The sequence below is a fragment of the Achromobacter pulmonis genome (assembly GCF_902859765.1).
GTDB classification, from domain to species: domain Bacteria; phylum Pseudomonadota; class Gammaproteobacteria; order Burkholderiales; family Burkholderiaceae_B; genus Achromobacter; species Achromobacter pulmonis.
The window spans coordinates 43839-62303 of sequence record NZ_CADIJV010000022.1 but is presented as its reverse complement, the minus strand read 5'-3'; the positions used below and the strand labels follow the sequence as shown (position 1 = coordinate 62303).

Annotated in this window: 31 protein-coding genes; 23 read left to right on the top strand and 8 right to left on the bottom strand. The window is 65.0% G+C overall.

The genetic code is table 11. The annotated features are described in order from the left end of the window. Positions 1–30 precede the first annotated feature (30 nt). The 3 genes from HV701_RS18070 to HV701_RS18060 are packed head-to-tail and all read right to left on the bottom strand — an operon-like array spanning position 31 to position 1039. Positions 31–393 (bottom strand): hypothetical protein, encoded by a 363-nt coding sequence (locus tag HV701_RS18070; protein WP_175134399.1) that lies wholly within the window; start codon positions 391–393, stop codon positions 31–33. Positions 394–396: 3 nt separating this feature from the next. Further along, entirely contained in the window at positions 397–651 is a 255-nt protein-coding gene (locus HV701_RS18065) for a hypothetical protein (RefSeq protein WP_175134398.1), read from the bottom strand. Between the two features lie 43 nt (positions 652–694). Further along, positions 695–1039, bottom strand: a complete 345-nt coding sequence (locus HV701_RS18060) for a hypothetical protein (RefSeq protein ID WP_175134397.1) — start codon at positions 1037–1039, stop codon at positions 695–697. Positions 1040–1232: 193 nt separating this feature from the next. On the opposite strand from HV701_RS18060, the gene HV701_RS18055 reads away from it, so the two are divergent. Next, on the top strand, positions 1233–1736 hold the full coding sequence (locus HV701_RS18055; protein WP_175134396.1) for a hypothetical protein: 504 nt from the start codon (positions 1233–1235) through the stop codon (positions 1734–1736). A gap of 54 nt (positions 1737–1790) precedes the next feature. Here the strand turns inward: HV701_RS18055 and HV701_RS18050 are convergent, their stop codons facing one another. Genes HV701_RS18050 through HV701_RS26835 form a run of 3 tightly spaced genes read right to left on the bottom strand, consistent with a single transcriptional unit; the run spans position 1791 to position 3565 of the window. Beyond that, positions 1791–2360: a hypothetical protein gene (locus tag HV701_RS18050; RefSeq protein WP_175134395.1), complete on the bottom strand. Its 570-nt coding sequence runs from the start codon at positions 2358–2360 to the stop codon at positions 1791–1793. Then, on the bottom strand, positions 2357–2803 hold the full coding sequence (locus HV701_RS18045) for a hypothetical protein (RefSeq protein ID WP_175134394.1): 447 nt from the start codon (positions 2801–2803) through the stop codon (positions 2357–2359). The genes HV701_RS18050 and HV701_RS18045 overlap by 4 nt, the downstream gene beginning before the upstream one ends. Positions 2804–2815: 12 nt before the next feature. Then, positions 2816–3565 (bottom strand): LexA family transcriptional regulator, encoded by a 750-nt coding sequence (locus tag HV701_RS26835; RefSeq protein ID WP_254595202.1) that lies wholly within the window; start codon positions 3563–3565, stop codon positions 2816–2818. A 71-nt stretch (positions 3566–3636) separates the two neighbouring features. Between HV701_RS26835 and HV701_RS18035 the strand changes: the two genes are divergently transcribed. The 3 genes from HV701_RS18035 (at position 3637) to HV701_RS18030 (ending at position 4300) form a co-directional block, all read left to right on the top strand. Continuing rightward, the gene (locus HV701_RS18035) at positions 3637–3888 is read left to right on the top strand and encodes a transcriptional regulator (protein WP_175134393.1); all 252 of its coding nucleotides are present in this window, start codon (positions 3637–3639) and stop codon (positions 3886–3888) included. Continuing rightward, positions 3889–4014, top strand: a complete 126-nt coding sequence (locus HV701_RS26965) for a hypothetical protein (protein ID WP_276529868.1) — start codon at positions 3889–3891, stop codon at positions 4012–4014. 67 nt (positions 4015–4081) lie between these two features. Beyond that, the gene (locus HV701_RS18030) at positions 4082–4300 is read left to right on the top strand and encodes a hypothetical protein (RefSeq protein WP_254595201.1); all 219 of its coding nucleotides are present in this window, start codon (positions 4082–4084) and stop codon (positions 4298–4300) included. A gap of 245 nt (positions 4301–4545) precedes the next feature. Here the strand turns inward: HV701_RS18030 and HV701_RS18025 are convergent, their stop codons facing one another. Then, positions 4546–4710, bottom strand: coding sequence for a hypothetical protein (locus tag HV701_RS18025; protein WP_175134443.1), 165 nt, complete (start codon positions 4708–4710; stop codon positions 4546–4548). Positions 4711–5094: 384 nt separating this feature from the next. Here HV701_RS18025 and HV701_RS18020 point away from each other — a divergent pair, with 384 nt between their 5' ends. The 13 genes from HV701_RS18020 (at position 5095) to HV701_RS17960 (ending at position 11264) form a co-directional block, all read left to right on the top strand. Continuing rightward, complete coding sequence (locus HV701_RS18020) at positions 5095–5502, top strand: recombination protein NinB (protein ID WP_175134391.1); 408 nt, start codon at positions 5095–5097, stop codon at positions 5500–5502. Then, positions 5502–6077, top strand: coding sequence for a hypothetical protein (locus HV701_RS18015; RefSeq protein ID WP_175134390.1), 576 nt, complete (start codon positions 5502–5504; stop codon positions 6075–6077). The genes HV701_RS18020 and HV701_RS18015 overlap by 1 nt, the downstream gene beginning before the upstream one ends. Next, entirely contained in the window at positions 6077–6475 is a 399-nt protein-coding gene (locus tag HV701_RS18010) for a nuclease domain-containing protein (protein ID WP_175134389.1), read from the top strand. Before HV701_RS18015 ends, HV701_RS18010 begins: the two co-directional genes overlap by 1 nt. Further along, positions 6468–7031: an HNH endonuclease gene (locus HV701_RS18005; protein ID WP_175134388.1), complete on the top strand. Its 564-nt coding sequence runs from the start codon at positions 6468–6470 to the stop codon at positions 7029–7031. Before HV701_RS18010 ends, HV701_RS18005 begins: the two co-directional genes overlap by 8 nt. Next, positions 7028–7822 carry a helix-turn-helix domain-containing protein gene (locus tag HV701_RS18000; RefSeq protein ID WP_175134387.1) on the top strand — a complete coding sequence of 265 codons (795 nt, stop codon included), beginning with the start codon at positions 7028–7030 and terminating at the stop codon, positions 7820–7822. The genes HV701_RS18005 and HV701_RS18000 overlap by 4 nt, the downstream gene beginning before the upstream one ends. After that, positions 7822–8577 (top strand): replicative helicase loader/inhibitor, encoded by a 756-nt coding sequence (locus HV701_RS17995; protein WP_175134386.1) that lies wholly within the window; start codon positions 7822–7824, stop codon positions 8575–8577. Before HV701_RS18000 ends, HV701_RS17995 begins: the two co-directional genes overlap by 1 nt. Then, a complete protein-coding gene (locus tag HV701_RS17990; RefSeq protein WP_175134385.1) occupies positions 8574–9050 on the top strand; it encodes a hypothetical protein in 477 nt (158 codons plus the stop codon). Before HV701_RS17995 ends, HV701_RS17990 begins: the two co-directional genes overlap by 4 nt. Beyond that, positions 9047–9625 carry a RuvC family protein gene (locus HV701_RS17985; protein ID WP_254595200.1) on the top strand — a complete coding sequence of 193 codons (579 nt, stop codon included), beginning with the start codon at positions 9047–9049 and terminating at the stop codon, positions 9623–9625. The genes HV701_RS17990 and HV701_RS17985 overlap by 4 nt, the downstream gene beginning before the upstream one ends. Positions 9626–9708: 83 nt before the next feature. Beyond that, positions 9709–9945 (top strand): hypothetical protein, encoded by a 237-nt coding sequence (locus HV701_RS17980; RefSeq protein WP_175134384.1) that lies wholly within the window; start codon positions 9709–9711, stop codon positions 9943–9945. After that, positions 9942–10193, top strand: a complete 252-nt coding sequence (locus tag HV701_RS17975; protein WP_175134383.1) for a hypothetical protein — start codon at positions 9942–9944, stop codon at positions 10191–10193. Before HV701_RS17980 ends, HV701_RS17975 begins: the two co-directional genes overlap by 4 nt. Beyond that, positions 10190–10615 carry a hypothetical protein gene (locus tag HV701_RS17970; protein ID WP_175134382.1) on the top strand — a complete coding sequence of 142 codons (426 nt, stop codon included), beginning with the start codon at positions 10190–10192 and terminating at the stop codon, positions 10613–10615. The genes HV701_RS17975 and HV701_RS17970 overlap by 4 nt, the downstream gene beginning before the upstream one ends. Further along, a complete protein-coding gene (locus tag HV701_RS17965) occupies positions 10612–10818 on the top strand; it encodes a hypothetical protein (protein ID WP_175134381.1) in 207 nt (68 codons plus the stop codon). The genes HV701_RS17970 and HV701_RS17965 overlap by 4 nt, the downstream gene beginning before the upstream one ends. Beyond that, on the top strand, positions 10815–11264 hold the full coding sequence (locus HV701_RS17960; RefSeq protein WP_175134380.1) for a hypothetical protein: 450 nt from the start codon (positions 10815–10817) through the stop codon (positions 11262–11264). The genes HV701_RS17965 and HV701_RS17960 overlap by 4 nt, the downstream gene beginning before the upstream one ends. A gap of 385 nt (positions 11265–11649) precedes the next feature. Here HV701_RS17960 and HV701_RS17955 read toward each other — a convergent pair whose 3' ends face one another. Continuing rightward, the gene (locus HV701_RS17955; protein WP_175134379.1) at positions 11650–11877 is read right to left on the bottom strand and encodes a hypothetical protein; all 228 of its coding nucleotides are present in this window, start codon (positions 11875–11877) and stop codon (positions 11650–11652) included. A gap of 208 nt (positions 11878–12085) precedes the next feature. Between HV701_RS17955 and HV701_RS17950 the strand changes: the two genes are divergently transcribed. Genes HV701_RS17950 through HV701_RS17925 form a run of 6 tightly spaced genes read left to right on the top strand, consistent with a single transcriptional unit; the run spans position 12086 to position 18463 of the window. Continuing rightward, a complete protein-coding gene (locus tag HV701_RS17950) occupies positions 12086–12766 on the top strand; it encodes a hypothetical protein (RefSeq protein ID WP_175134378.1) in 681 nt (226 codons plus the stop codon). After that, positions 12684–14186: a phage terminase large subunit gene (gene terL, locus HV701_RS17945; protein ID WP_175134377.1), complete on the top strand. Its 1503-nt coding sequence runs from the start codon at positions 12684–12686 to the stop codon at positions 14184–14186. The genes HV701_RS17950 and terL overlap by 83 nt, the downstream gene beginning before the upstream one ends. Next, entirely contained in the window at positions 14183–15733 is a 1551-nt protein-coding gene (locus tag HV701_RS17940; RefSeq protein ID WP_175134376.1) for a DUF1073 domain-containing protein, read from the top strand. Before terL ends, HV701_RS17940 begins: the two co-directional genes overlap by 4 nt. Continuing rightward, positions 15726–16610, top strand: a complete 885-nt coding sequence (locus HV701_RS17935) for a phage head morphogenesis protein (protein ID WP_217467976.1) — start codon at positions 15726–15728, stop codon at positions 16608–16610. Before HV701_RS17940 ends, HV701_RS17935 begins: the two co-directional genes overlap by 8 nt. Continuing rightward, entirely contained in the window at positions 16607–17977 is a 1371-nt protein-coding gene (locus HV701_RS17930; protein ID WP_175134375.1) for a DUF2213 domain-containing protein, read from the top strand. The genes HV701_RS17935 and HV701_RS17930 overlap by 4 nt, the downstream gene beginning before the upstream one ends. Next, a complete protein-coding gene (locus HV701_RS17925) occupies positions 17978–18463 on the top strand; it encodes a structural cement protein Gp24 (RefSeq protein WP_175134374.1) in 486 nt (161 codons plus the stop codon). The last annotated feature ends 2 nt before the right edge of the window (positions 18464–18465 follow it).

Genomic DNA, 18465 nt, shown 5'->3' with positions numbered 1-18465 from the left:
GGCCGCACAGGGTGAAGAGGGCAACGGCGATCACAGGCACGCCTCGGCTTCGTCCGGGTCCATTTCGGACAGTTGGCGGTTGGCCACGCCTTCGATGCAGTTGCCCAGGTGGCTGGAAAGGAACTTGCCTACGCTCGGCACGGTCGCGCCGATCAGCAGCACCAGCAGCACCGCCGCAGGGTTGTCGGACAGTTCGTCCATCAGGTGTTCCGCCCACTCGGCTGCCGTCAGCCCGTAGGCCGTCGGCGCTTCGTTGGACAGGCAGGCCACCACGGCCGCCACGGCCTGCTCCTGCGTCACCGTCGGCGCGTCCTCGTCCGGCTCATGCGGCAGGGAGAAGGGCGGCGCGACCCGCATCAGGTCGTCCATCAGTTCAGCGTGATAGGCACCCATGGCTCAGTTCCTTGCATCGCCGGCGGCAACGTCTTGCGCCGCGCGCTGGGCCAAGGTCGGCTTGAAGTCGGGAGCCTGGGCCGCCGATTGACGGTAGTAGTCGAAGTCAGGCCGCAGTGCAGCTTCCAAGCGCGCGCGGCGATCTGCATCGAAAGCCAGCCAGCATGCGGCCAGCTTCTTCATGCCATTGCCGCCGACTAGCATCATTTCCGCGACTGCTTGCTCCGTCGTGGCGGTGCTGAAAATGTTCTTGGACATGGTTATCTCCTTGCCCCGGCACCCGGGGCGGGTGGGGGAAGGATCAGGCTTCGGATTCGAGAGCTTCGATTTCCGCAAGGCTGGCCAGCAGCTCTTCCTTTTCGGCAATGCGAGCGGCCTTGAATTCCTGCTCCATCAGCTCCAGAGCGGCGGCCGAAAGCTCGGCGAAGCGGGCGCGCACAACCTTCGCCAGCGCCAGATCGAAGGCCTTGTCCTTCCAGTAATTCGTGGAACCTGTGGATTCTTGGTGGCCGATCTCGCTGGCAACGTCCAGCCGGTGAAGCCTGCCAACGGAGCCATCGCGGAAGTGATGTTGCGGGCGACCGATCTTTCCTACGTATTCGCGGGCTTCGGCTACATCACGCTTCAGGTTTGCTGCGTTGCTCATGCTGTTCTCCCAGTTCTCCCCGGGGTGGGGAGGTGTTGGGAGAAATATAGCAACGCTACAGTTTTGGTGCAATAGCTATGCTATAGATAATTTGTAACCGACGCGTTAAGGCCGTGAGCCCATGCCAAGCGAGCGCCGTGAGAAGGGCGTCGGCGCGGGCTGCTATTCTGTGCAACAACGAGGAGGGTCAGAGATGAAGTTGCGAGCTGGATTATTTGCTGCCCTGTGCGCGGTCGCGGGTGCTGCCGCGGCAGGCCAGGCGGGGCTCACGCCTCAGCAAACGCATGAACTGGTGCAGCGATACGCGCGATCGCAAGGGCTTTGTTCGACGCATGGAGCGGGATCGAAGATTGCGAACGAGGAATGCCCCCGCATTGCTGAATACGAGAAGAAGCTGACAGCGGCGGGGCTAGATCCACGGGAGGCATTGAGCCGACTTTTTGACGGGTGCCGGCGCTATAGCTCCGCGTATATGCTGGCCAGCATATCGAGAGACAACAGGCAGCCTCCAGAGAGTGCGCTAGCGCAGCTCAAGGCAGAGAAATGGCTGAAGATCGATGAGAAGACGCTCAAGAGCGTCGTGAACACCACGTACTTTGAGTCATGGGCGCTGGCGCTGCCCTCGCAACAGCTAACGCGCGCCGTAGACTATGACTGCAGATATGGCCCTGATCCTAAATGGCAGCCGCTCAAGTAGGCATGAAAAAGCCCGCTCGGGGCGGGCGCGCTTTTTCGCTTTTGGCGTAAGGAATTACTGCTTAGGCTGTGCGTTGTTGATAGCTTTTATTGCTTCCTGCAGGATCTTCCGGGTCTCCTCTTGTTGACGTGCCATCTCGTTTTGTTGCGTTGCCATGTCGTTAGATGCCTTTTCAATCTTCTCCTGAGCGTCCCTCACCAGATTAGCTGTGTTGCGCCCAGACTCAAATGCACCGAAGCCAAGAGCCCAAGCCGCCCAGATGCTGCCCACGGTTACAGCAATAGCAGTCCCGGCTGCTGCCCACACTTGAGTTTTGACTCCTTTCAAGTGAGCAACTTCCACGCGGATCTCGCGAAGGTCCGCGGCCATAGTGCCAAGCTGTTCCGCTACGCGTTGCTCAAAGCCGGCCAAACGTGCATCCACGCGCGCTTCGGTGCGTTCGAATTTGGCGTCGAGTTCTTCTCGTGAAGGGGAGGTCATAGCGTTAAATGGGTGAGTCGAAAGATCGGCGTCTTCTTCAAGTCTTCCGGTTTCAATGGATTCAGAATCGGCATCAAAGATAGCAATATACTTGCTCCGAAACTCGTGAAATGCAACATCTGCCGGCTTTTGCGGCGGTCTCATTTGCTGGATGCTCCCTTGGGTTGGAGGATGTCCAGCACCCGTTGAAATGAGTCTTTACGCTTCTCGGGTGCATTTTCGACAACCCAGGCAATCTTTTTAGGGTTGTGGTTCCATTTAATTTTTGTTGGCGAGCGAGAACTGAGCTCAAGAATCGCTTCTAGCTCTTCTGTGCCGAAGTCCCAGTGGGAAATCAGGGAGCAATGCTCGCAGACCGAGGCGAATGCAAGAAATTGAAGTTCCCCTAAACTCATTTCTCCCGAGGTCCTCACCGACCAGGAGATTAATCGGTTCATATCCTTCAGCCCTTGCATTGTGGCTTGCTCAATCGGGAGCATTAAAGCTGTGAGGTCGTACCACTCGAGGTTGTTCTTGCAGCCAGGGCATTGGCGAACTCTTACCTTGCTGAGAAGTTCAGAGTCGTTCGGTGGGGTAGGTTCAGTCACGATTTACCTTTTCTAGAAGTCTTCGCTGCGCCAGACCTTCAGCACGCGGCCGAAGACCTCGAAATCCATTGTGGGTTCGACGACCCAGGCCTGGTATGCCGGATTCTCCGACAGCGCCACGAGGCCCTTGCCAGGGATCTTCTGCAGGCGCTTGATGAAGCCCTCGCCGTCCACACGGAAGAAGTACACGGCGTCGTAGTCGGCCGTGGTGACGCCGCGGTCGACTAGTAGCGGGTCGCCAGGGTTGAACATGGGGCGCATCGAATCGCCGAATCCGGTCACGATGCACAAGTTGCCGGCCGCCGTGGCACCGCGCACGTTCTTGTGCAGCCATTCCAGATCCACGCGCCAGCTCTTGATCATGCCTGGCTGGTCCCGCAGCTCCAGACCGTCGCCCATCTTGCCGCCCGTGTCGAATTGCGGAATGGGGACATCGTCGGATTCACGCGCATCCCCCCAATCGGCGTTGGAAACCGCCCGCGCAGGCTTTCCCCCGATACCGCCCTTTGCCGAACTTGTCAGTTCCGCTGCAGAAGCGACCTCTGCTGCCAGCCTAGGGCTGATCTCCGACAGATCGCAACCGAACGCTTTGGCATACACGCGCGCAGCATCCAGGCTGATGCGCCGTAGCCCATTGATGTGTTGATAGATCATCGCTTGACCGCCGCTCAGGTGGTGGTCACGAGCGAACGCCGCGCGGTTCACGCCTTCAAAGCGGGCGCGCAAGTTCGCGGCTTCTTGTTCGGTTGTCCAATCTTTCATATAGCGATGCTATTCGAATAAATCTGTAGCATGGCTTGTGTTTAAACTGTAGCAACGCTATAGTTTCTGCCATGGACCTGAACAGCTACCTGAACCGGGATGATGCGAGCAGCGCGGCAGCGCTTGCCCGCCATGTGGGCGTTTCCCCAGCGCTCGTATACCAGTGGCGCACTGGGCGCCGGCCTGTTCCCGTGGAGCATTGCGCGGCGATTGAACAGGTAACCGGCGGCGACGTCTCCCGCCGAGACCTCCGACCCGATGATTGGCAACGCATCTGGCCCGAGCTGGCCACCGCCGCGCCGGCCCAGCAGGAGGCGGCGTAGATGGTTGCCTTTCTTGCCGGCATCGGTGCCGCCGTAGTGGGCGCCCTCATCGGATTCTCGGCCGCGAACGCTGCCATTACCTGGGTCGAACGCTGGCTCGCCCAGCAGGAGCCGAGCCATGCGTGACCCCGATCCCAAGGACGACCGCATCCCCATCGGTCCCACCGATATCTGACCCACCCAGGAGAAAGTGATGAACGACATCAAGGCGGGCGATATCCCGCACGACATCCAGCGCGACGTGATCGGCGCGGCTACCCAAAGCGCGGTCAATGCGTTGCGGGACAACGGCGAAGACGATGCGGTCAAGGCCGCCCGCCTGGTGGCGGAAGCGGCCCTGGAAGCTTGGGGACTGCTGAACGGGATCAGTCCTTCGTCTTCTCCTGCTCCAACCGAACGTACGTCTCCATGAAGCCCCAAGCGAACTCCGCGATGGCCTTGCCATTGAGATCCCGCGGGTGCACTCCGTTGAACAGATTCGGTTGCGTTGTGAGGATCTTCTCCAAGAACTCGCGGGCCAGTCCGTATTCCTTCTTCGTCATGAGAACCCCTCCTGTGGGGAAAGTTGGTAGTGGTTGGTCGCCACGCCCGGGCAATCCGGGCAACGCCGATCGTAGCCGCAGGATGGGGTTCTCGCCAGTTTCGGGGCGCCATGGCTCAGTGCACCGTCGCGCCTGCGCGGTCGTCGGTGGCCCACGCCATTCGGTCGCGCTCGGCGCGCAGCTCTTCAAAGATGGCCAGCACCGCGGCCTCGCTGGGGTCGACGAAGGTGCGCCGCGCGATGTCCTGGGCGTTCTGCAGCAGCTTTTCGGTGTCGGTCATGTTGGGCCTCGTTTTTTCAGTACCGCCAGTTTGCCCAGGGGCGCATTCCAGGGCATTCCTTTCCTTTTGAGCAGCCATGATTCCCATTGAACCGGCCGGAATGTCCGGTCCCCACATCATCGAGACGGCCTTGCGCTTGGCAATGGCCAACCAGGCCCAGCGCCAAAAGCTGCTGGATGAAACGGGCTGGGACGCCAGCATGCCGTCCAAGATCTGTTCCGGCGCCACCGGCATCACGCTGGAAAAGCTGGATTCGATGTGCCGGGCCCTGGGCCTGACCATCGTTGAGGTCGGCTACATGGACTATCTGGCGCGCGGGAACGAGATCGGCTCGCGCTGCTGCAAGGCCCGGCTGAGTCTGGGCAATTGCGGGGCGAGGTATGCATGCGCTTCCCGCTCAACCCCCGCACGCGCCAGCGCGCACACCAAGCGATCGACGCCGCGCCCGATGGGTTTTTCTTTGCGCCGCCGGTCGAGCCCACGCGCACGCTGGGCCAGTCGGCAAAGCTGCACGCCATGCTTGCCGATGTTGCGCGCCAGGTTGAATGGCCCGTGAACGGCAAGATGGAGCGCCTGAGCGTCGACGATTGGAAGTCGGTGGTGGTGGCCAGCCTCATGCAGGAAAAGCGCATGGCGGCCGGCCTGCGCGGCGGCTTCGTCATCCTGGGCAAGCGCACCAGCACCATGACCGTGCGGGAGATGTCCGAGGCCATCGAGTTCCTGTACAGCTTCGGCGCCGAGAACGACGTCACCTGGTCTGAGCCGGTCGACGTGCCGGGATGGGTGCGCTGATGGCCTGGTCCGAGACTTCCATCGCACGCGCCCTCGCGCGGCAGACCTTTAACCGCAAGTACCTGGTGGTGGTGCCCAACTGCAATTGGACAGGCCACGAGTGCGACCTGCTGGTCGTGACGGAGAACCTGCGCATCATCGACGTCGAGATCAAGATCAGCCGGGCCGATCTGAAGGCCGACGCCAAGAAAGACAAGTGGTGGCACCGCCAGTATGTGGGCAACCCGCGCACGGTTGAGAAGCTGGGCCAGGGCGGCCGACTCCAGAGCCGTCGCCGCGTGTACGCGCAGCAGTTCGAACTGAGGGAGTGGCCCCGCCAAGTCTGGAAGCACTACTACGCGCTGCCTGCTGAGATTTGGACGGACGAATTGCTGGATTGCCTCGGCTCGCCAGCTTCGGGCGTGCTGTTGCTGACGGATGAAGACGGTCAGGTCAAGGCCCGCGTTCGGCGCCCAGCGACCCCCAACCGCGACGCGAAAGTCATCAGTCCTGGCGCCGCCGTGGACATCGCGCGCTTGGCGAGTCTGCGCATGTGGGACGCCTATGAACGCCTCGAGCAAAGGGAGGCTCGCTGATGCTTCGCCGCACACCCCTGACCCGCAAGACCCCGCTGCGCGCCACCGCCGGCCTGCAGCGCACCCCAATGAAGCGCCGCGCGCCGAAGAAGCGCCCCGGCCACGAACCGAAGTACCTGGCCGCCTGCCGCGGCGAGCGCTGCTATCTCCAGATCCCTGGCGTCTGCCGCGGCGAGGTGGAAAGCGTGGTGCCGTGTCACGCCAACTGGAGCGACTACGGCAAGGGCATGGGCATCAAGGCCCCCGACATCTACACCGTTCCCGGCTGCGCGCGCTGCCACGCCTGCCTCGACCAGGGCATGACCCTGACCAAGGCCCAGAAGCGCGCGACCTGGGAATGGGCTTACACACGCTGGTCCGCCGCGCGTAATGAAAAGCTTGGAGCAACCGATGAATGAAGAGTGGAAGCCCATCTCGTGGGCCCAGCGGTACGAGGTGAGCAGCCTCGGCGCTGTCCGCTCCTTGGAAGGACTGGACGCGGCCGGCAGGCCACGCAAGGGAAAGCGTCTGGTGCCATTCAGGAACGGGAAGAAGGGCTATATGGCGGTCGACATTCAGGGGCGCCGCGTGAAGGTGCATCGGCTGGTCTGCGAAGCATTCCATGGTGCCGCGCCTGCTGGTAAGCCGCAGGTCAACCATCTGGATGGAAACAGGGCACACAACGCCGCTCAGAATCTGGAGTGGTGCGACCAGTCGCATAACGCGCTTCATTCCTATGAAGCCCTCGGGCGCGTCTCGTCGGGCGGTCATGCTGGAAAGACCGGTGCCTTGCACCATTGCTCCAAGGCTGTGGTCGCCCGGCATACGGTTTCGGGCGAAGTGCGTATTTTTGGCAGCACTCACGAAGCGGCTCGCGCCATAGGTCTCTCTTCTGGTTCGGTGCCCCGCTGCTGCAACGGAATCCAAGCCCATTCGAAAGGCTGGACGTTTCGGTATTCAGGGGCGTCCGCATGAGCTATGACGTGATGAAGGCCTGCCGGCCCCTGCAGATGCCTTCCTCGCCGAAGGCGGTGTTAATGGCGCTGGCCGACTATGCCGACGAGGCCGGCTCGGCCTGGCCGTCGATCCCGACGCTGTGCGAGTACACGTGCCTGTCCGAGCGCACCGTTCACGCCGCCATCAAATGGCTGGAACAGGCCAAGGTGGTGGTGGCCGACCGCGCCAATGGGCGCCACACAACCTACGTTGTGGATGCGAATTCCTTTCAACAACCCCCGCAGCAGCTGCACCCCCGCAGCAGCTGCACCCCCGCAAATACCGCAGTAACCACCGCAGCCGTTGCGGTGGTACCCCCGCAAATCCCGCAGTCACCCCCGCAGCAGCTGCGGTCTAACAACCAAGAACAACCAAGAGAACAACCAGGAACAACCAATAAGCGCGTGCGCAAGCCGAAGGCCCCGGGCTTCGACGCGATGACGGTCAACCTGCCGGACTGGCTGCCAGCCGAAAGCTGGGAACGCTGGGTCCGCCACCGCATGCAGCTGAAAAAGCCGATCACCGAGGAAGCTGCACGCCAGCAGATCGCGGACCTCGGGACCTTCCGCGGCCAGGGCCACCAGCCGGACGACGTCATCCGGCACTGCATCGGCAAGAGCTGGCAGGGCCTGTTCCCCCCGAAGCAAGCCTTCGGTCCGCGCGCCGCGCCCGCCATGAGCGAAGCCGAGCGCCGCAAGCAGGAATTCCTACGTCTGGCCGGGCAGGGCGGTGGCCAGGACAACTACACCCTCGACATGGAGCGGGCCTGATGGACAGTCGCGATGTTTCTGCCTTCGCCGAGTTGCTGGCCGGCGCCTTCGACGCCTACAACCGCATGCCGCCGCAACCTGCCACGCAAATGCTCTGGCTGCGCATGCTCGAGCCCTACGAGTTCTCCGCGGTGACCGCCGCCTTTTCGCAGTACGTGGCCAACGAGCCGAAGTTTCCGCCCACGCCGGCGCAGATTCTGGCGCTGCTGGGCCACGGCACGGGCGACAGCCGGCCTACCGCCGACGAAGCATGGGCCACGGCCCTGGTGTCGCGCGACGAGGCGGAAACGGTCGTCTGGACGCTGGAGACGGCCCAGGCGTTCGCGGCCTGCCGCACCGTGCTGGACCTGGGCGACGAGGTGGGCGCGCGCATGGCATTCAAGGGCGCCTACGACAGGCTGGTGGCGCGGGCCCGGCATGAACGCCAGCCCGTGGCCTGGCAGGCGTCCCTTGGCTGGGACTCCGACCGCCGCGAGCGCGCGCTGACCGCCGCCGGCAATGCCGGCCTGCTGCCGGCGCCGCACGTCGCAGCGCTCTTGCCGCCGCCGGCGCCTCAGGGCGGGCTGCCCGACGACGAGGTCGCGGCCGAGAACATCCGCAAGCTGCACCAGATGCTGGCCAAGGCCATGACGCCGGCCGAGAAGCGCCGGCGCGCCGCCGAAGAGGCCAGCCAGGCAGAGCGTGATCGCCTCGACGCCCTCAAGGCGCAGACCGCGGCCAAGGTCGCCCAGCACCAGCAAGGAGCCCAGGCATGAGCAGCTACGCCGAAGCCAGCGCCGCCGTGGGCGGCAACGAGAGCGGGGGGTATGGCGTCTGCGCCGCCTTCGGCTGCTGCCTGCCGGGCACGATGTCCGCCAGCACCCAGGGCGGCAAGGATTGGCACTGCCGGCTGCACTTCGGCGCGCCGCGCTCGGAATTCGACGACATCAGCGCGCGCGTCCAGAACCGCAAGGCCCTGTTCATCGCCGCCTACTGGCTGGTGAATCGCCCCAAGGGCGACACCATCAGCCGCAAGGTGCGCGACCGCATCAAAGCCCTGGGCCGGGCCGACCTGCTGGAGAAGGTGCCCAGCGTGCGCGGCGTCACCGCCTACCACCTGGGCGTCCACATGCTCCGCGTCCTGGGAGACGAATGCCGCCAGCCCCAGGAACACATGGGCACCCCGAAACGCGCCGGCCAGGGGACGACCTGGCTGGACCAAAACCAACCCGAGGAAATCGACGCATGACCTCTTCACAGAACCTCACGGACGCCTACGACCCGATGGCCGGCACGCTGGCCAGGACCGCGATGCAGTGCGCTGCCCGCGGCTGCGACGGGTGCCTGGTGTGCAGGCCTGCCGCACCGGACAGCTTCGCGCGCGCGCTGGACGAAATTGCCAACTTTCGAAATTCGGAAAGTTCGGTTCCCGGCGCCGCGCCGGCGCTGAACGTCAACATCCTGGCGCTCGACCTGGGCACGAAGCTGGGCTGGGCGGTGCGCGCTCGCGACGGCGCGGTATGGCATGGAACCGAGGTCTTCACGCCGCGCAAGAGCTGGACACCAGGGCAGCGCTGGCTGCGCGCGCGGTCATTCGTCACGGATCTGGTGGTCCGCCACCAGGTTCACGCCATCGCCTACGAAGATGTGAAGCGCCACGCCGGCACCGACGCCGCCCATGCCTATGGCGCCTTCCTGTGCCTGGTGCAGATGGTGGCCGACAGCCACCGCGCCGCGCTCATGCCGGTGGGCGTGGGCACGATCAAGAAGCACTGGACGGGGAAGGGCAACGCCGACAAGGCCGCCATGGAAGCCCAGGCGTGAGCCCGCGGCTTCCGCCCCGATTCCGACAACGACGCCGACGCCCTGGCAATCCTGCACTGGGCCGTGGCGCAGGAGCGCAAAGCATGAAGCCCGGCCGCAAGCAACCCTACACCGCTGCCGGCATCCGCCGCCTGGCCTGCGTGCGCTGCGGCGGCCAGGCGCGCTTCCAGTGGAACGTGTGCGCGGACGGGAATCTCTTCCGGCCGATCTGCACGCCCTGCGACATCGCGCTCAACGAGCTGGTGCTGAAGTGGATGAAGGACCCGCATTGGAAGGCCAAGATCGCCGCCTATCGGCAAGAGAAGGAGCTGCGTCCATGAGCGGCCACCTTGCCCTGGGCGTGTGGCCCGTCATCCGCCTGGAGGGCTGGGGCCTGCTGCCGTTCCGCGGCGACAAGGCCCACTACTTCCAGCGCGGCAACGAAACAGGCGACGGCGGCCGGTTCGTGCATTCCACCTGCGGCATGCGCGGCGCCGAAACCCACCAGGTGCCGCTGCTGGTGCCGGGCAACTTCCCGCGCTGCCAGCGCTGCGCTCAAGCGCTTCCTCACGCGAAGAGGTTTTCATGACCACCACCCACGAACAGACCGCGCGCAACGCGGAAATCGTTTCGCGCCGCCTGGCCGGCGAAGGCACGGCCGCCCTGGCGCGCGAATACGGTGTGACGTCCACGCGCATCGCCCAGCTGGTGCGCCGCCACCGGGAAAAGATCGGCGAAATTCCGACCCGGCCCCGCGTCAAGGCCAAGCCGAGAAAGCGCGAGCCGCGCGAGGTGAAGGCCGCCGGCGCACCGCGGCGCAGGGTGGCGCAGGCCGTAGTGCCAGTGTGGCCGGATCAGCCCTACACCGGCCCGGTGACTGTCGTGCCCGGAACGCAGGTGGCGGCGCGCCCGTTCTCTATGTCGCCGGCTATGGCGCTTGCCGCCGCGCGTGCCCGCGCCGAGCAGGAACCGCTGCGCTCGCTGGCCGGGATCAGGGAGCGGCGCATATGACCTGGGCCCGCCGAGCCGAGCGCGGCGACCCGGCCAAGCTGCTGGAGCGCCGCCAAGAGCCGCCGCCGGCGCGCACCTGCGCGGGCTGCAAGGAAATCCGCCTGATCACCAACCCATTCGGCGGCCGGCGCGTCCTGCGCTGCGCCTTGGGCGAAGAGATCGGCCAACGTTGTTCGAAGTACGAGGAGCGCACCGCGCCATGACCATTCCGAAACTGCTCCTGGACCGGCTGCCGGCCGACTTTCACGAACGGCTTGAAAATTGGGGCGCGGTGATGCGCGATCGGCCGTCATTCTCGGTATCGCCCACGTATCAGGTATGCCAGGAACTGGCGCGCAAGGCTGGCAAGCTGCCGCGTGGAGAAGACAGTGAGCATCTGCGCCCGGAGAAAGACGAGGCGGATGCAGAGTTGATCGAGGCCTGCTGGCGGACGGCGGCGGGATACCGAGGTCTGCCACGCGAAACGGCGCTGTTGCGCTCCTACTACGTTCTGCGACAGCCGCCGGCCATCATCTGCCGCATGCAGGGGATGCGTGTACGGGAGTTCGACGACATTCTGGTTCGGGCTGTCTACGAATTCGAGTCTTATGTTGCCAAGTTCGTCTCCCGGGTGCATAATCCCCCTCAATCCGTGATGACTACCGTCTAACGACGAGACTGATGCCCGTAGGCGGATGTCGCGTTTCCGGAAGAAAAGCCCCGAGCCAATGGCCGGGGCTTTTTGCATTGCGGGCGTCGTCGTCTGACCGTGATCGAGCTGACGACATTGGTGCATCTGCACCTTTTGTTTCCAGAGAGCAGGGGCCAGAGAGAACCGTCCGCCGGGCCGCATGGGCACCGGCTGGCAGACGTCACGTTCTGGCCTCTGCTCTGTGGGAACAGCCGCCGCAATCGACCAGACAGCAGCGCGCCGCCGCGGCCGCTGCACTCGGGGAACGCCCCGTACCGCTGGCTCCGACCGGCGCCGCCCGAAGTCTCCCTGCGCCACACAGCGCCACGTGCAACGCGTGCTTGGGGGAGGGGCCCCACAGTCATCAACCGACCAGGATCTCGATTTCCTGGGCCACGTAGACGCCGACGCCGTACTTGAAGTGGCGAGATTTCACCGTGAACGTCCCGCTGTGTTCCGGCGACGGTTGCAGCGTTACCGTGTCGCCTGGCACCGGAAGCGGCGTGCCTATTGGCACATGGGCGATGGCGGAGACATTGACGATTTTTCCGCTATCGATGCGAAACACCACCTTGTTGGTCTCTTCCGACATATCTGGCTCCTTGGCCGTTGAGGGAAGCCAACGATAGCACCTTCGTAACACCCCCATGAGTCGCCTCAGCTGGCCTGGCGCCCGCGCAGGGGCAAATGCGCGGGGCACTTCTTTCCGGTCTTGTCGCCGGCGGCCAGCACGACGAGAACCGCCGCGCCCAGCCCGCCGTGGCGGGTAGTCGGATGGGGGCAACCACACCGAGAACCGAATGACACAGCCCAAGAAGGCGCAACCCGACTGGGAGCGCATCGAGGCGGGCTACCGCGCGGGCGTCATGTCCTTGCGCGAACTCGCCACCCTGCACGGAATCACCGAGGGGGCCATCCGCAAGCGTGCCAAGCGCGACGAGTGGCCCCGTGACCTGGCTGCGAAGGTGCAGGCCAAGGCCGACGAGCTGGTACGCAGGGAGGAGGTACGCAAGGAGGTACGCAGTGAATCAATTGCGTACCGCGAAGCGGAAGCGGTGGCCATCGGCGCCAAGCTGGTGGCCGAGGTCAAGCTGTCGCACAAGACCTCGCTGACGCGCATGCGCACCCTGTGCGACACCCTGATGAGCGAGATCGAGGCCGAGACGAACACCCCCGGCCTGTTCCAGGAGCTGGGCGAGTTCCTGCGGGGCGAGGACGACGCGTCGGCCGACAAGCGGGCCGAGGTCTACCGGCGCGCCATATCGAGCGCTGGTCGTCTGGACGGCGCCAAAAAGCTGGCCGACATGCTGAAGGTGCTGATCCCGCTGGAGCGCGAGGCCTACGGCATCCTGCCGACGCCGCAGCAGATCAACCTGAACACGACGCCGCGGAAGGCCGATGACCTCACCGACGAAGAGCTACTTGCCCTCGCGACAGGAAGCGGCCAGGGAGCTGCTGATCCGCAGGCGGGCGAGGGCTGACATCCTCCAGTACGCCAACGCCATCGAGGTGCCTGGGCGCCCGGTAGACGAGGAAGACCCCGACACCGAGTTTTTCGAGCCCATCGAGACCACCATGGCGGTGCACCACCGCTTGCTGCTGGCCAAGCTGGAAGAGACCAGCCAGCGCCGGCACGGCCGGATGATCGTCTGCATGCCGCCCGGGAGCGCCAAGTCAACGTATGCGTCGGTGGTGTTCCCCTCGAAGTACCTGGGCGCCACGCCCGGCCGGCGAGTCATCCTGGCCAGCTACGGCGACGACCTGGCCCGCAAGATGGGGCGCCGCACGCGATCGATCATCAAGCAGCCGCGGTACCGGAACATCTGGGGCGCGGCCCTGGTGTCGGATTCGAACGCCGCCCAGGAATTCGCGCTGTCCAACGGCAGCGAGTACATGGCCTGCGGCATCCTGTCGGGCATCACCGGCAACCGCGCCCACGGCATCATCATCGACGACCCGATCAAGGGCCGCGAGCAGGCGAACTCCGACACGATTCGGAACAAGACCTGGGATGCCTACGAGGACGACCTGAAAACGCGCCTTATCCCGGGCGGCTGGATTGTCCTGATCACCACGAGGTGGCACGAGGACGACCTGGCCGGCCGGATTCTGCCGGACGACTGGAAGGGCGAAAGCGGCCTGATCCGGTGCAAGGACGGCAACGACTGGGAGGTGCTGTGCATCCAGGCGCGCTGTGAGGTCGACAGCGACCCGCTCGGGCGTGCCAGGGGTGAATACCTTTGGCCGGAATGGTTCGATCGCCAGCACTGGGCGCAGTTCGAAAGCAACTCGCGCACCTGGTCGTCGCTGTATCAGCAGCTACCGACGCCGCTGGATGGCGACCTGTTCAAGCCCGACCAGATCCAAACCATCGACGCGCTGCCGGCTGGCCGCATCGACTGGGTGCGGGGCTGGGACTTCGCCAGTACCGACGGCGCGGGCGACTACACGGCCGGCCCGAAGCTGGGGCGCCTGCCAACCGGTCAGTACGTGATCGGCGACATGGTGCGCGGCCAGTGGGGACCAGACCGGCGCGACAAGGCTCTGGAGAACACCGCGGCGCTGGACGGCCGGCAGGTCCGCATCAGCATCCCGCAGGACCCGGGCCAGGCCGGCAAGACGCAAGTGCTGTACCTGACGCGCGGCATGCCCGGGTATCGGATCGTGAGCAGCCCGGAAAGCGGCGACAAGGTCGTGCGCGCCGAGCCGTTCGCCGCCCAGGTCAACGTCGGCAACGTGCTGATGATGCGCGGCGACTGGAACAAGGCGCTGATCGACGAACTGCGGTCTTTCCCGAACGGCAAGCATGACGACCAGGTCGACGGGCTCTCACGGGCCTTCGCCGAGCTGATCACCAAGCGGCCGATGCAAATCAACCCCGACGCATTGAGGCGTGCATGAAGCTATTGAACTGGATCCTGCGCAGGAATGCCCTTGTGGCTCCCGCGCCGGCGCCGGGCGCGCGCCGCGAGCCTGGGATGAAGATCAGCCTGGAGGCGCTGGGCCGCGCCAATATCGCGGCCGCCGAGCCCGAAGAGCCGCCGAAGGGCGAGTTCAAGCGCCCCGACGTGGCCCCGTTCGTCATCCCGGCAGACAAGAAGAAGGCGCTGCTGGCGATGGACGAGGCGATGAGCCCCGTGTACGCGTACGTGAGCGAGGCCTATGCGGGCATGGGCTTCCTCGGGTATCCGTACCTGGCCGAGCTGTCCCAGCGCCCCGAGTACCGCAAGATGTCCGACGTCATCGCCAAGGAGATGACCCGGAAGTGGATCAAGCTGGAGGTCAAGGGCGAAGACGACAAGAGCGACAAGCTCGAGGTCATCGAGAAGGCCATGCGCCGGCACCGCCTGCGCGCCAAGTTCCGCCTCGCCGCGCTGCAGGACGGTCTGTTCGGCCGGTCGCAGATCTATATCGACGTGAAGACGCCCAGCGGCACGCTGGCCTGGGCCGATCCGGACGAGCTGCAATCGATCCTGGTCAAGAGCCCGGCGAAGATCGCCAAGGGCTCGCTGGTGGGCTTCAAGGTCATCGACCCGGTTTGGACGACGCCCTACCTGTACAACAGCGACAACCCGATGCGGGCGGACTTCTACAAGCCCACGTCCTGGTTTGTGCTGGGACGCCAGGTGCACAGCAGCCGCCTGCTGAACATCGTGTCGCGCGAGGTGCCGGACTTGCTGAAGCCGTCGTACAACTTCGGCGGCATGTCGATGACGCAGCTGGCGATTCCCTACGTCAACAACTGGCTGAAGACGCGCCAGGCCGTGGCCAACCTGATCGACGGCTTCTCGGTCGGCGTCTTCAAGAGCAACCTGCAATCGCTGCTGTCCGGTGAGCCGGGCGACGACGTGTTTTCCCGGATCGACGTCTTCAACCGCACGCGTAGCAATCGCGGGACTTACGCAATCGACAAGGACACCGAGGAATTCGGCTTCGAGAACGTGCCGCTGTCGGGCCTGGACGCGCTGCAAAACCAGTCGCTGGAGCAGCTTTCCGTCGTCTCGGGTATCCCGCTGGTCAAGCTGATGGGCATTTCGCCCAGCGGCCTGAACGCCACGGCCGACGGCGAAATCCGGGTCTTCTACGACGACATGCACTCGGCGCAGGAAGCGGTGTTCCGCGACCCGTTGCAAACGTGTCTGGAAATGATCCAGCTCAGCGAGTTCGGCGAGATCGACCCCGACATCACCTTCAGCTTCGTGCCACTCTGGCAGATGAGCGAGAAGGAGCTGGCCGAGGTCCGCAAGTACGACGCCGAGACGGACGCGGTGCTGGTCGATATCGGCGCTGTCAGCCCGAAGGAGGTGCGCGAGCGCGTCGCGGCGGACGAGACGAACGGCTACCACTCGCTGGACATCAGCGACGACGATGACGACGGTCGGCCGGATGCAGTGCCCGGCGCGCCGCCGCCATTGGAAGACGAACCCCAGGGACAAGCCTATGCCTGAGACTGATCGCGCCAAGATGTTGCGGCGTCGCCGCTATGTCACGGCCGACGGTCGCAGACTCCAAGCGGAACTGGCTGCCGGCCTGGTATCTCCCACCGGGCGCGACCAGCCGCTGCGCCCCGTGCACGCCAATCAGGGGATCGAGGCGGCCTACCGCAAGCGCCTGGACCGTCTGATCGACGAGATGCAGCGGTCGGTCGTGTACTGGCTGACAGCTGCCTACCGGCGCAACGTGCCGGAGATCGCCCAGGACGAAAGCCCGGCGATGGCACTGACCAAGATGATGCGCCGGCTCGCCAAGCAATGGCAGCGGCGCTTCGACGAGGCCGCCCAGCCGGTGGCCACGGAGTTCGCGGAAGCCTCGATGAGCGCGGCGGACTTGTCTCTGCGCAACGCCCTTCGGCAGAAGGGATTCAGCGTGCAGTTCCAGATGACCCGGGCGGCCAATGACGTCTTCCAGGCCACGGTGCAGGAGAACGTCGGGCTGATCAAGTCGATCGCGTCCGAGTATCTGACTGAGGTCCAGGGCATGGTCATGCGGTCGGTTACGCAGGGCCGGGACCTGGAAGGCCTGGTTGAAGACCTGCAGAAGCGGTACGGCATCACCAAGCGGCGCGCGGCGTTCATTGCGCGCGACCAGAACAACAAGGCCACGGCCACCATCACGCGGGTTCGCCAGCAGGGGCTGGGCATCAAGCAGGCCAAATGGCGGCACTCGCGTGGCGGCAAGCACCCGCGCAAGTCGCACCAGGACGCTGACGGCGAGATCTACGACGTCGATAAGGGCATGCTCATCGACGACGAGTACATCCGCCCCGGTGAGCTGCCGAATTGCCGCTGCGTGGCCATCAGCATCATCCCGGGATTCGACCCATGACACAGCAGAACCATCACGGCCTGGCTTTCGACCGCGCCACCGTCCGCCGGATCGACGTGGACGGCCGGATGCATGTCGAGATCAGCAACATCAGCAAGGCCACGGTCAACCCATACCGCGGCAACGAAATCCCGGACTGGGAGGCCCTGGGCCTCGACGCCAACCGCATCTACTTCCTGCTGCGTGACCCGCAGGAACTGGAAAAGGCGGCGCCGACCTTCAACAACATCCCGCTGCTGTCCAAGCACATCCCCGTCTCGGCCGCCGAGCCGCAGAAAGAGTTCGTGGTCGGGGCCACGGGTTCGAACGCCTCCTACCAGGCGCCGTACCTCAAGAATTCCCTCGTCGTGTGGGACGCCGTCGCGATCGCGCTGATCGAATCCGAAGAGCAAAAGGAGCTTTCGAGCGCCTATCGCTACCGGGCCGACATGACGCCCGGCGTCTATGAAGGCGTCGCATACGACGGGGTGATGCGAGACATCCGCGGCAATCACGTCGCGCTTGTCGAAGTGGGCCGCGCAGGCCCGGACGTCGTCGTAGGCGACAGCAGTACCCTCAACCCTTCGGAGATCCCGAAAATGAAACTGAGCAAAACCGCCGCCGTCGTCGCCGGGGCACTCGGGGCGCATATCCGGCCCCGGCTGGCCCAGGACGCGGCACTGGGCGACCTGACCCCCTTCCTCAAGGGCGTCAGCCGCAAGAGCCTGAAGTCGGAGCTGCCGCGCATCGTGCGCGCCATGCAGAACCACTTCAAGGGCAAGCTGGCGCAGGACGCCGACCTGGAAGACCTGAAAGAGGTCATCGAGGTGTTCACCGACCCGGCCGTGGCGCCGATCGGCGAGGACGAGGACGACGAGGTGGTCGATCCCAAGCCGGTTGCCCAAGACGACGAGCTGATGGGCAAGATCCGCGAAATGCTCGGCGAGAAGCTGGGCCCGGAAGAAGCCGCGCGCGTCATGGCTGCCCTGGGCGAGCCGGCCGCCGGCGCAGCCGACGAGCCGCCGCCCACGCCCGGCACGCCGCCGGCGCCGGTGACCAAGCAGGCCATGGACGCCGCGCTGGCCAAGGCTCAGAAGGATGGCGAGCAGGCCGCCGTCAAGCGCTGGACCGAAATCCGCACCGCCGAGCAGGAATGCCGGCCCATCCTCGGCGAGATCGTCGCCCAGGACTCGGCCGAGGCGGTCTACAAGATGGCCCTGGATGCCAAGGGTGTCGACCTGACCGATACGCCGCCCTCGGCGTACCGCGCGCTGGTCAAGATGCTGCAGGCGCAAGACCAGGCTCCCCAAACCCCGCGTGTGGCGATGGACTCGGCCTCGGTGCAGAGCTTCAACCAGCGCTACCCCCATCAGCCGAAGGTGATCTAAATGGGCTTCCAGAAACAGGTCTACATCGAACCCGCCGCCGCGGTGGCGGGCGACTTTGCCAGCTCGAACCCGCGGTCCACCGTTCTGGCCGGGCCCGGCGCGCTCGTAGCCGATACCGCCGGCGTGACGGTCGGGCGCTTTGCCTGGGCCGACGCCAACGGCAAGGTCACCAATGCCGGCACCGGCGTGCCCACGGGCTTCGTGCACCGTGAGCAGCAGGGCGTCATCACCATCTGGCTGGCCGAGGCCACCATGGTCATCCCGGCCGGTCTGGGCGTCACTCTGCACAACCTGGGCGATTTCTGGGCCGCCACCAATACCGTGGCGACGATCGGCCAGAAGGTGTTCGCCTCCAACACGGACGGCACCATCTCCACCGGCGCCGCTGGCGCCACCATCGCCGGCAGCACCGAAACCGACTGGTTCGTCGCCAGCGCGGGGGCCGTCGGCGCGCTGATCAAGATCACCTCCACCAACCTGGGGTAATG

What these genes read in the sequence shown, in the direction of transcription:
- HV701_RS18070 (WP_175134399.1), bottom strand. Translation starts at nt 393, where the DNA reads ATGGGTGCCTATCACGCTGAACTGATGGACGACCTGATGCGGGTCGCG.
- HV701_RS18065 (WP_175134398.1), bottom strand. Translation starts at nt 651, where the DNA reads ATGTCCAAGAACATTTTCAGCACCGCCACGACGGAGCAAGCAGTCGCG.
- HV701_RS18060 (WP_175134397.1), bottom strand. Translation starts at nt 1,039, where the DNA reads ATGAGCAACGCAGCAAACCTGAAGCGTGATGTAGCCGAAGCCCGCGAA.
- HV701_RS18055 (WP_175134396.1), top strand. Translation starts at nt 1,233, where the DNA reads ATGAAGTTGCGAGCTGGATTATTTGCTGCCCTGTGCGCGGTCGCGGGT.
- HV701_RS18050 (WP_175134395.1), bottom strand. Translation starts at nt 2,360, where the DNA reads ATGAGACCGCCGCAAAAGCCGGCAGATGTTGCATTTCACGAGTTTCGG.
- HV701_RS26835 (WP_254595202.1), bottom strand. Translation starts at nt 3,565, where the DNA reads ATGAAAGATTGGACAACCGAACAAGAAGCCGCGAACTTGCGCGCCCGC.
- HV701_RS18035 (WP_175134393.1), top strand. Translation starts at nt 3,637, where the DNA reads ATGGACCTGAACAGCTACCTGAACCGGGATGATGCGAGCAGCGCGGCA.
- HV701_RS26965 (WP_276529868.1), top strand. Translation starts at nt 3,889, where the DNA reads ATGGTTGCCTTTCTTGCCGGCATCGGTGCCGCCGTAGTGGGCGCCCTC.
- HV701_RS18030 (WP_254595201.1), top strand. Translation starts at nt 4,082, where the DNA reads ATGAACGACATCAAGGCGGGCGATATCCCGCACGACATCCAGCGCGAC.
- HV701_RS18025 (WP_175134443.1), bottom strand. Translation starts at nt 4,710, where the DNA reads ATGACCGACACCGAAAAGCTGCTGCAGAACGCCCAGGACATCGCGCGG.
- HV701_RS18020 (WP_175134391.1), top strand. Translation starts at nt 5,095, where the DNA reads ATGCGCTTCCCGCTCAACCCCCGCACGCGCCAGCGCGCACACCAAGCG.
- HV701_RS18015 (WP_175134390.1), top strand. Translation starts at nt 5,502, where the DNA reads ATGGCCTGGTCCGAGACTTCCATCGCACGCGCCCTCGCGCGGCAGACC.
- HV701_RS18010 (WP_175134389.1), top strand. Translation starts at nt 6,077, where the DNA reads ATGCTTCGCCGCACACCCCTGACCCGCAAGACCCCGCTGCGCGCCACC.
- HV701_RS18005 (WP_175134388.1), top strand. Translation starts at nt 6,468, where the DNA reads ATGAATGAAGAGTGGAAGCCCATCTCGTGGGCCCAGCGGTACGAGGTG.
- HV701_RS18000 (WP_175134387.1), top strand. Translation starts at nt 7,028, where the DNA reads ATGAGCTATGACGTGATGAAGGCCTGCCGGCCCCTGCAGATGCCTTCC.
- HV701_RS17995 (WP_175134386.1), top strand. Translation starts at nt 7,822, where the DNA reads ATGGACAGTCGCGATGTTTCTGCCTTCGCCGAGTTGCTGGCCGGCGCC.
- HV701_RS17990 (WP_175134385.1), top strand. Translation starts at nt 8,574, where the DNA reads ATGAGCAGCTACGCCGAAGCCAGCGCCGCCGTGGGCGGCAACGAGAGC.
- HV701_RS17985 (WP_254595200.1), top strand. Translation starts at nt 9,047, where the DNA reads ATGACCTCTTCACAGAACCTCACGGACGCCTACGACCCGATGGCCGGC.
- HV701_RS17980 (WP_175134384.1), top strand. Translation starts at nt 9,709, where the DNA reads ATGAAGCCCGGCCGCAAGCAACCCTACACCGCTGCCGGCATCCGCCGC.
- HV701_RS17975 (WP_175134383.1), top strand. Translation starts at nt 9,942, where the DNA reads ATGAGCGGCCACCTTGCCCTGGGCGTGTGGCCCGTCATCCGCCTGGAG.
- HV701_RS17970 (WP_175134382.1), top strand. Translation starts at nt 10,190, where the DNA reads ATGACCACCACCCACGAACAGACCGCGCGCAACGCGGAAATCGTTTCG.
- HV701_RS17965 (WP_175134381.1), top strand. Translation starts at nt 10,612, where the DNA reads ATGACCTGGGCCCGCCGAGCCGAGCGCGGCGACCCGGCCAAGCTGCTG.
- HV701_RS17960 (WP_175134380.1), top strand. Translation starts at nt 10,815, where the DNA reads ATGACCATTCCGAAACTGCTCCTGGACCGGCTGCCGGCCGACTTTCAC.
- HV701_RS17955 (WP_175134379.1), bottom strand. Translation starts at nt 11,877, where the DNA reads ATGTCGGAAGAGACCAACAAGGTGGTGTTTCGCATCGATAGCGGAAAA.
- HV701_RS17950 (WP_175134378.1), top strand. Translation starts at nt 12,086, where the DNA reads ATGACACAGCCCAAGAAGGCGCAACCCGACTGGGAGCGCATCGAGGCG.
- terL (WP_175134377.1), top strand. Translation starts at nt 12,684, where the DNA reads ATGACCTCACCGACGAAGAGCTACTTGCCCTCGCGACAGGAAGCGGCC.
- HV701_RS17940 (WP_175134376.1), top strand. Translation starts at nt 14,183, where the DNA reads ATGAAGCTATTGAACTGGATCCTGCGCAGGAATGCCCTTGTGGCTCCC.
- HV701_RS17935 (WP_217467976.1), top strand. Translation starts at nt 15,726, where the DNA reads ATGCCTGAGACTGATCGCGCCAAGATGTTGCGGCGTCGCCGCTATGTC.
- HV701_RS17930 (WP_175134375.1), top strand. Translation starts at nt 16,607, where the DNA reads ATGACACAGCAGAACCATCACGGCCTGGCTTTCGACCGCGCCACCGTC.
- HV701_RS17925 (WP_175134374.1), top strand. Translation starts at nt 17,978, where the DNA reads ATGGGCTTCCAGAAACAGGTCTACATCGAACCCGCCGCCGCGGTGGCG.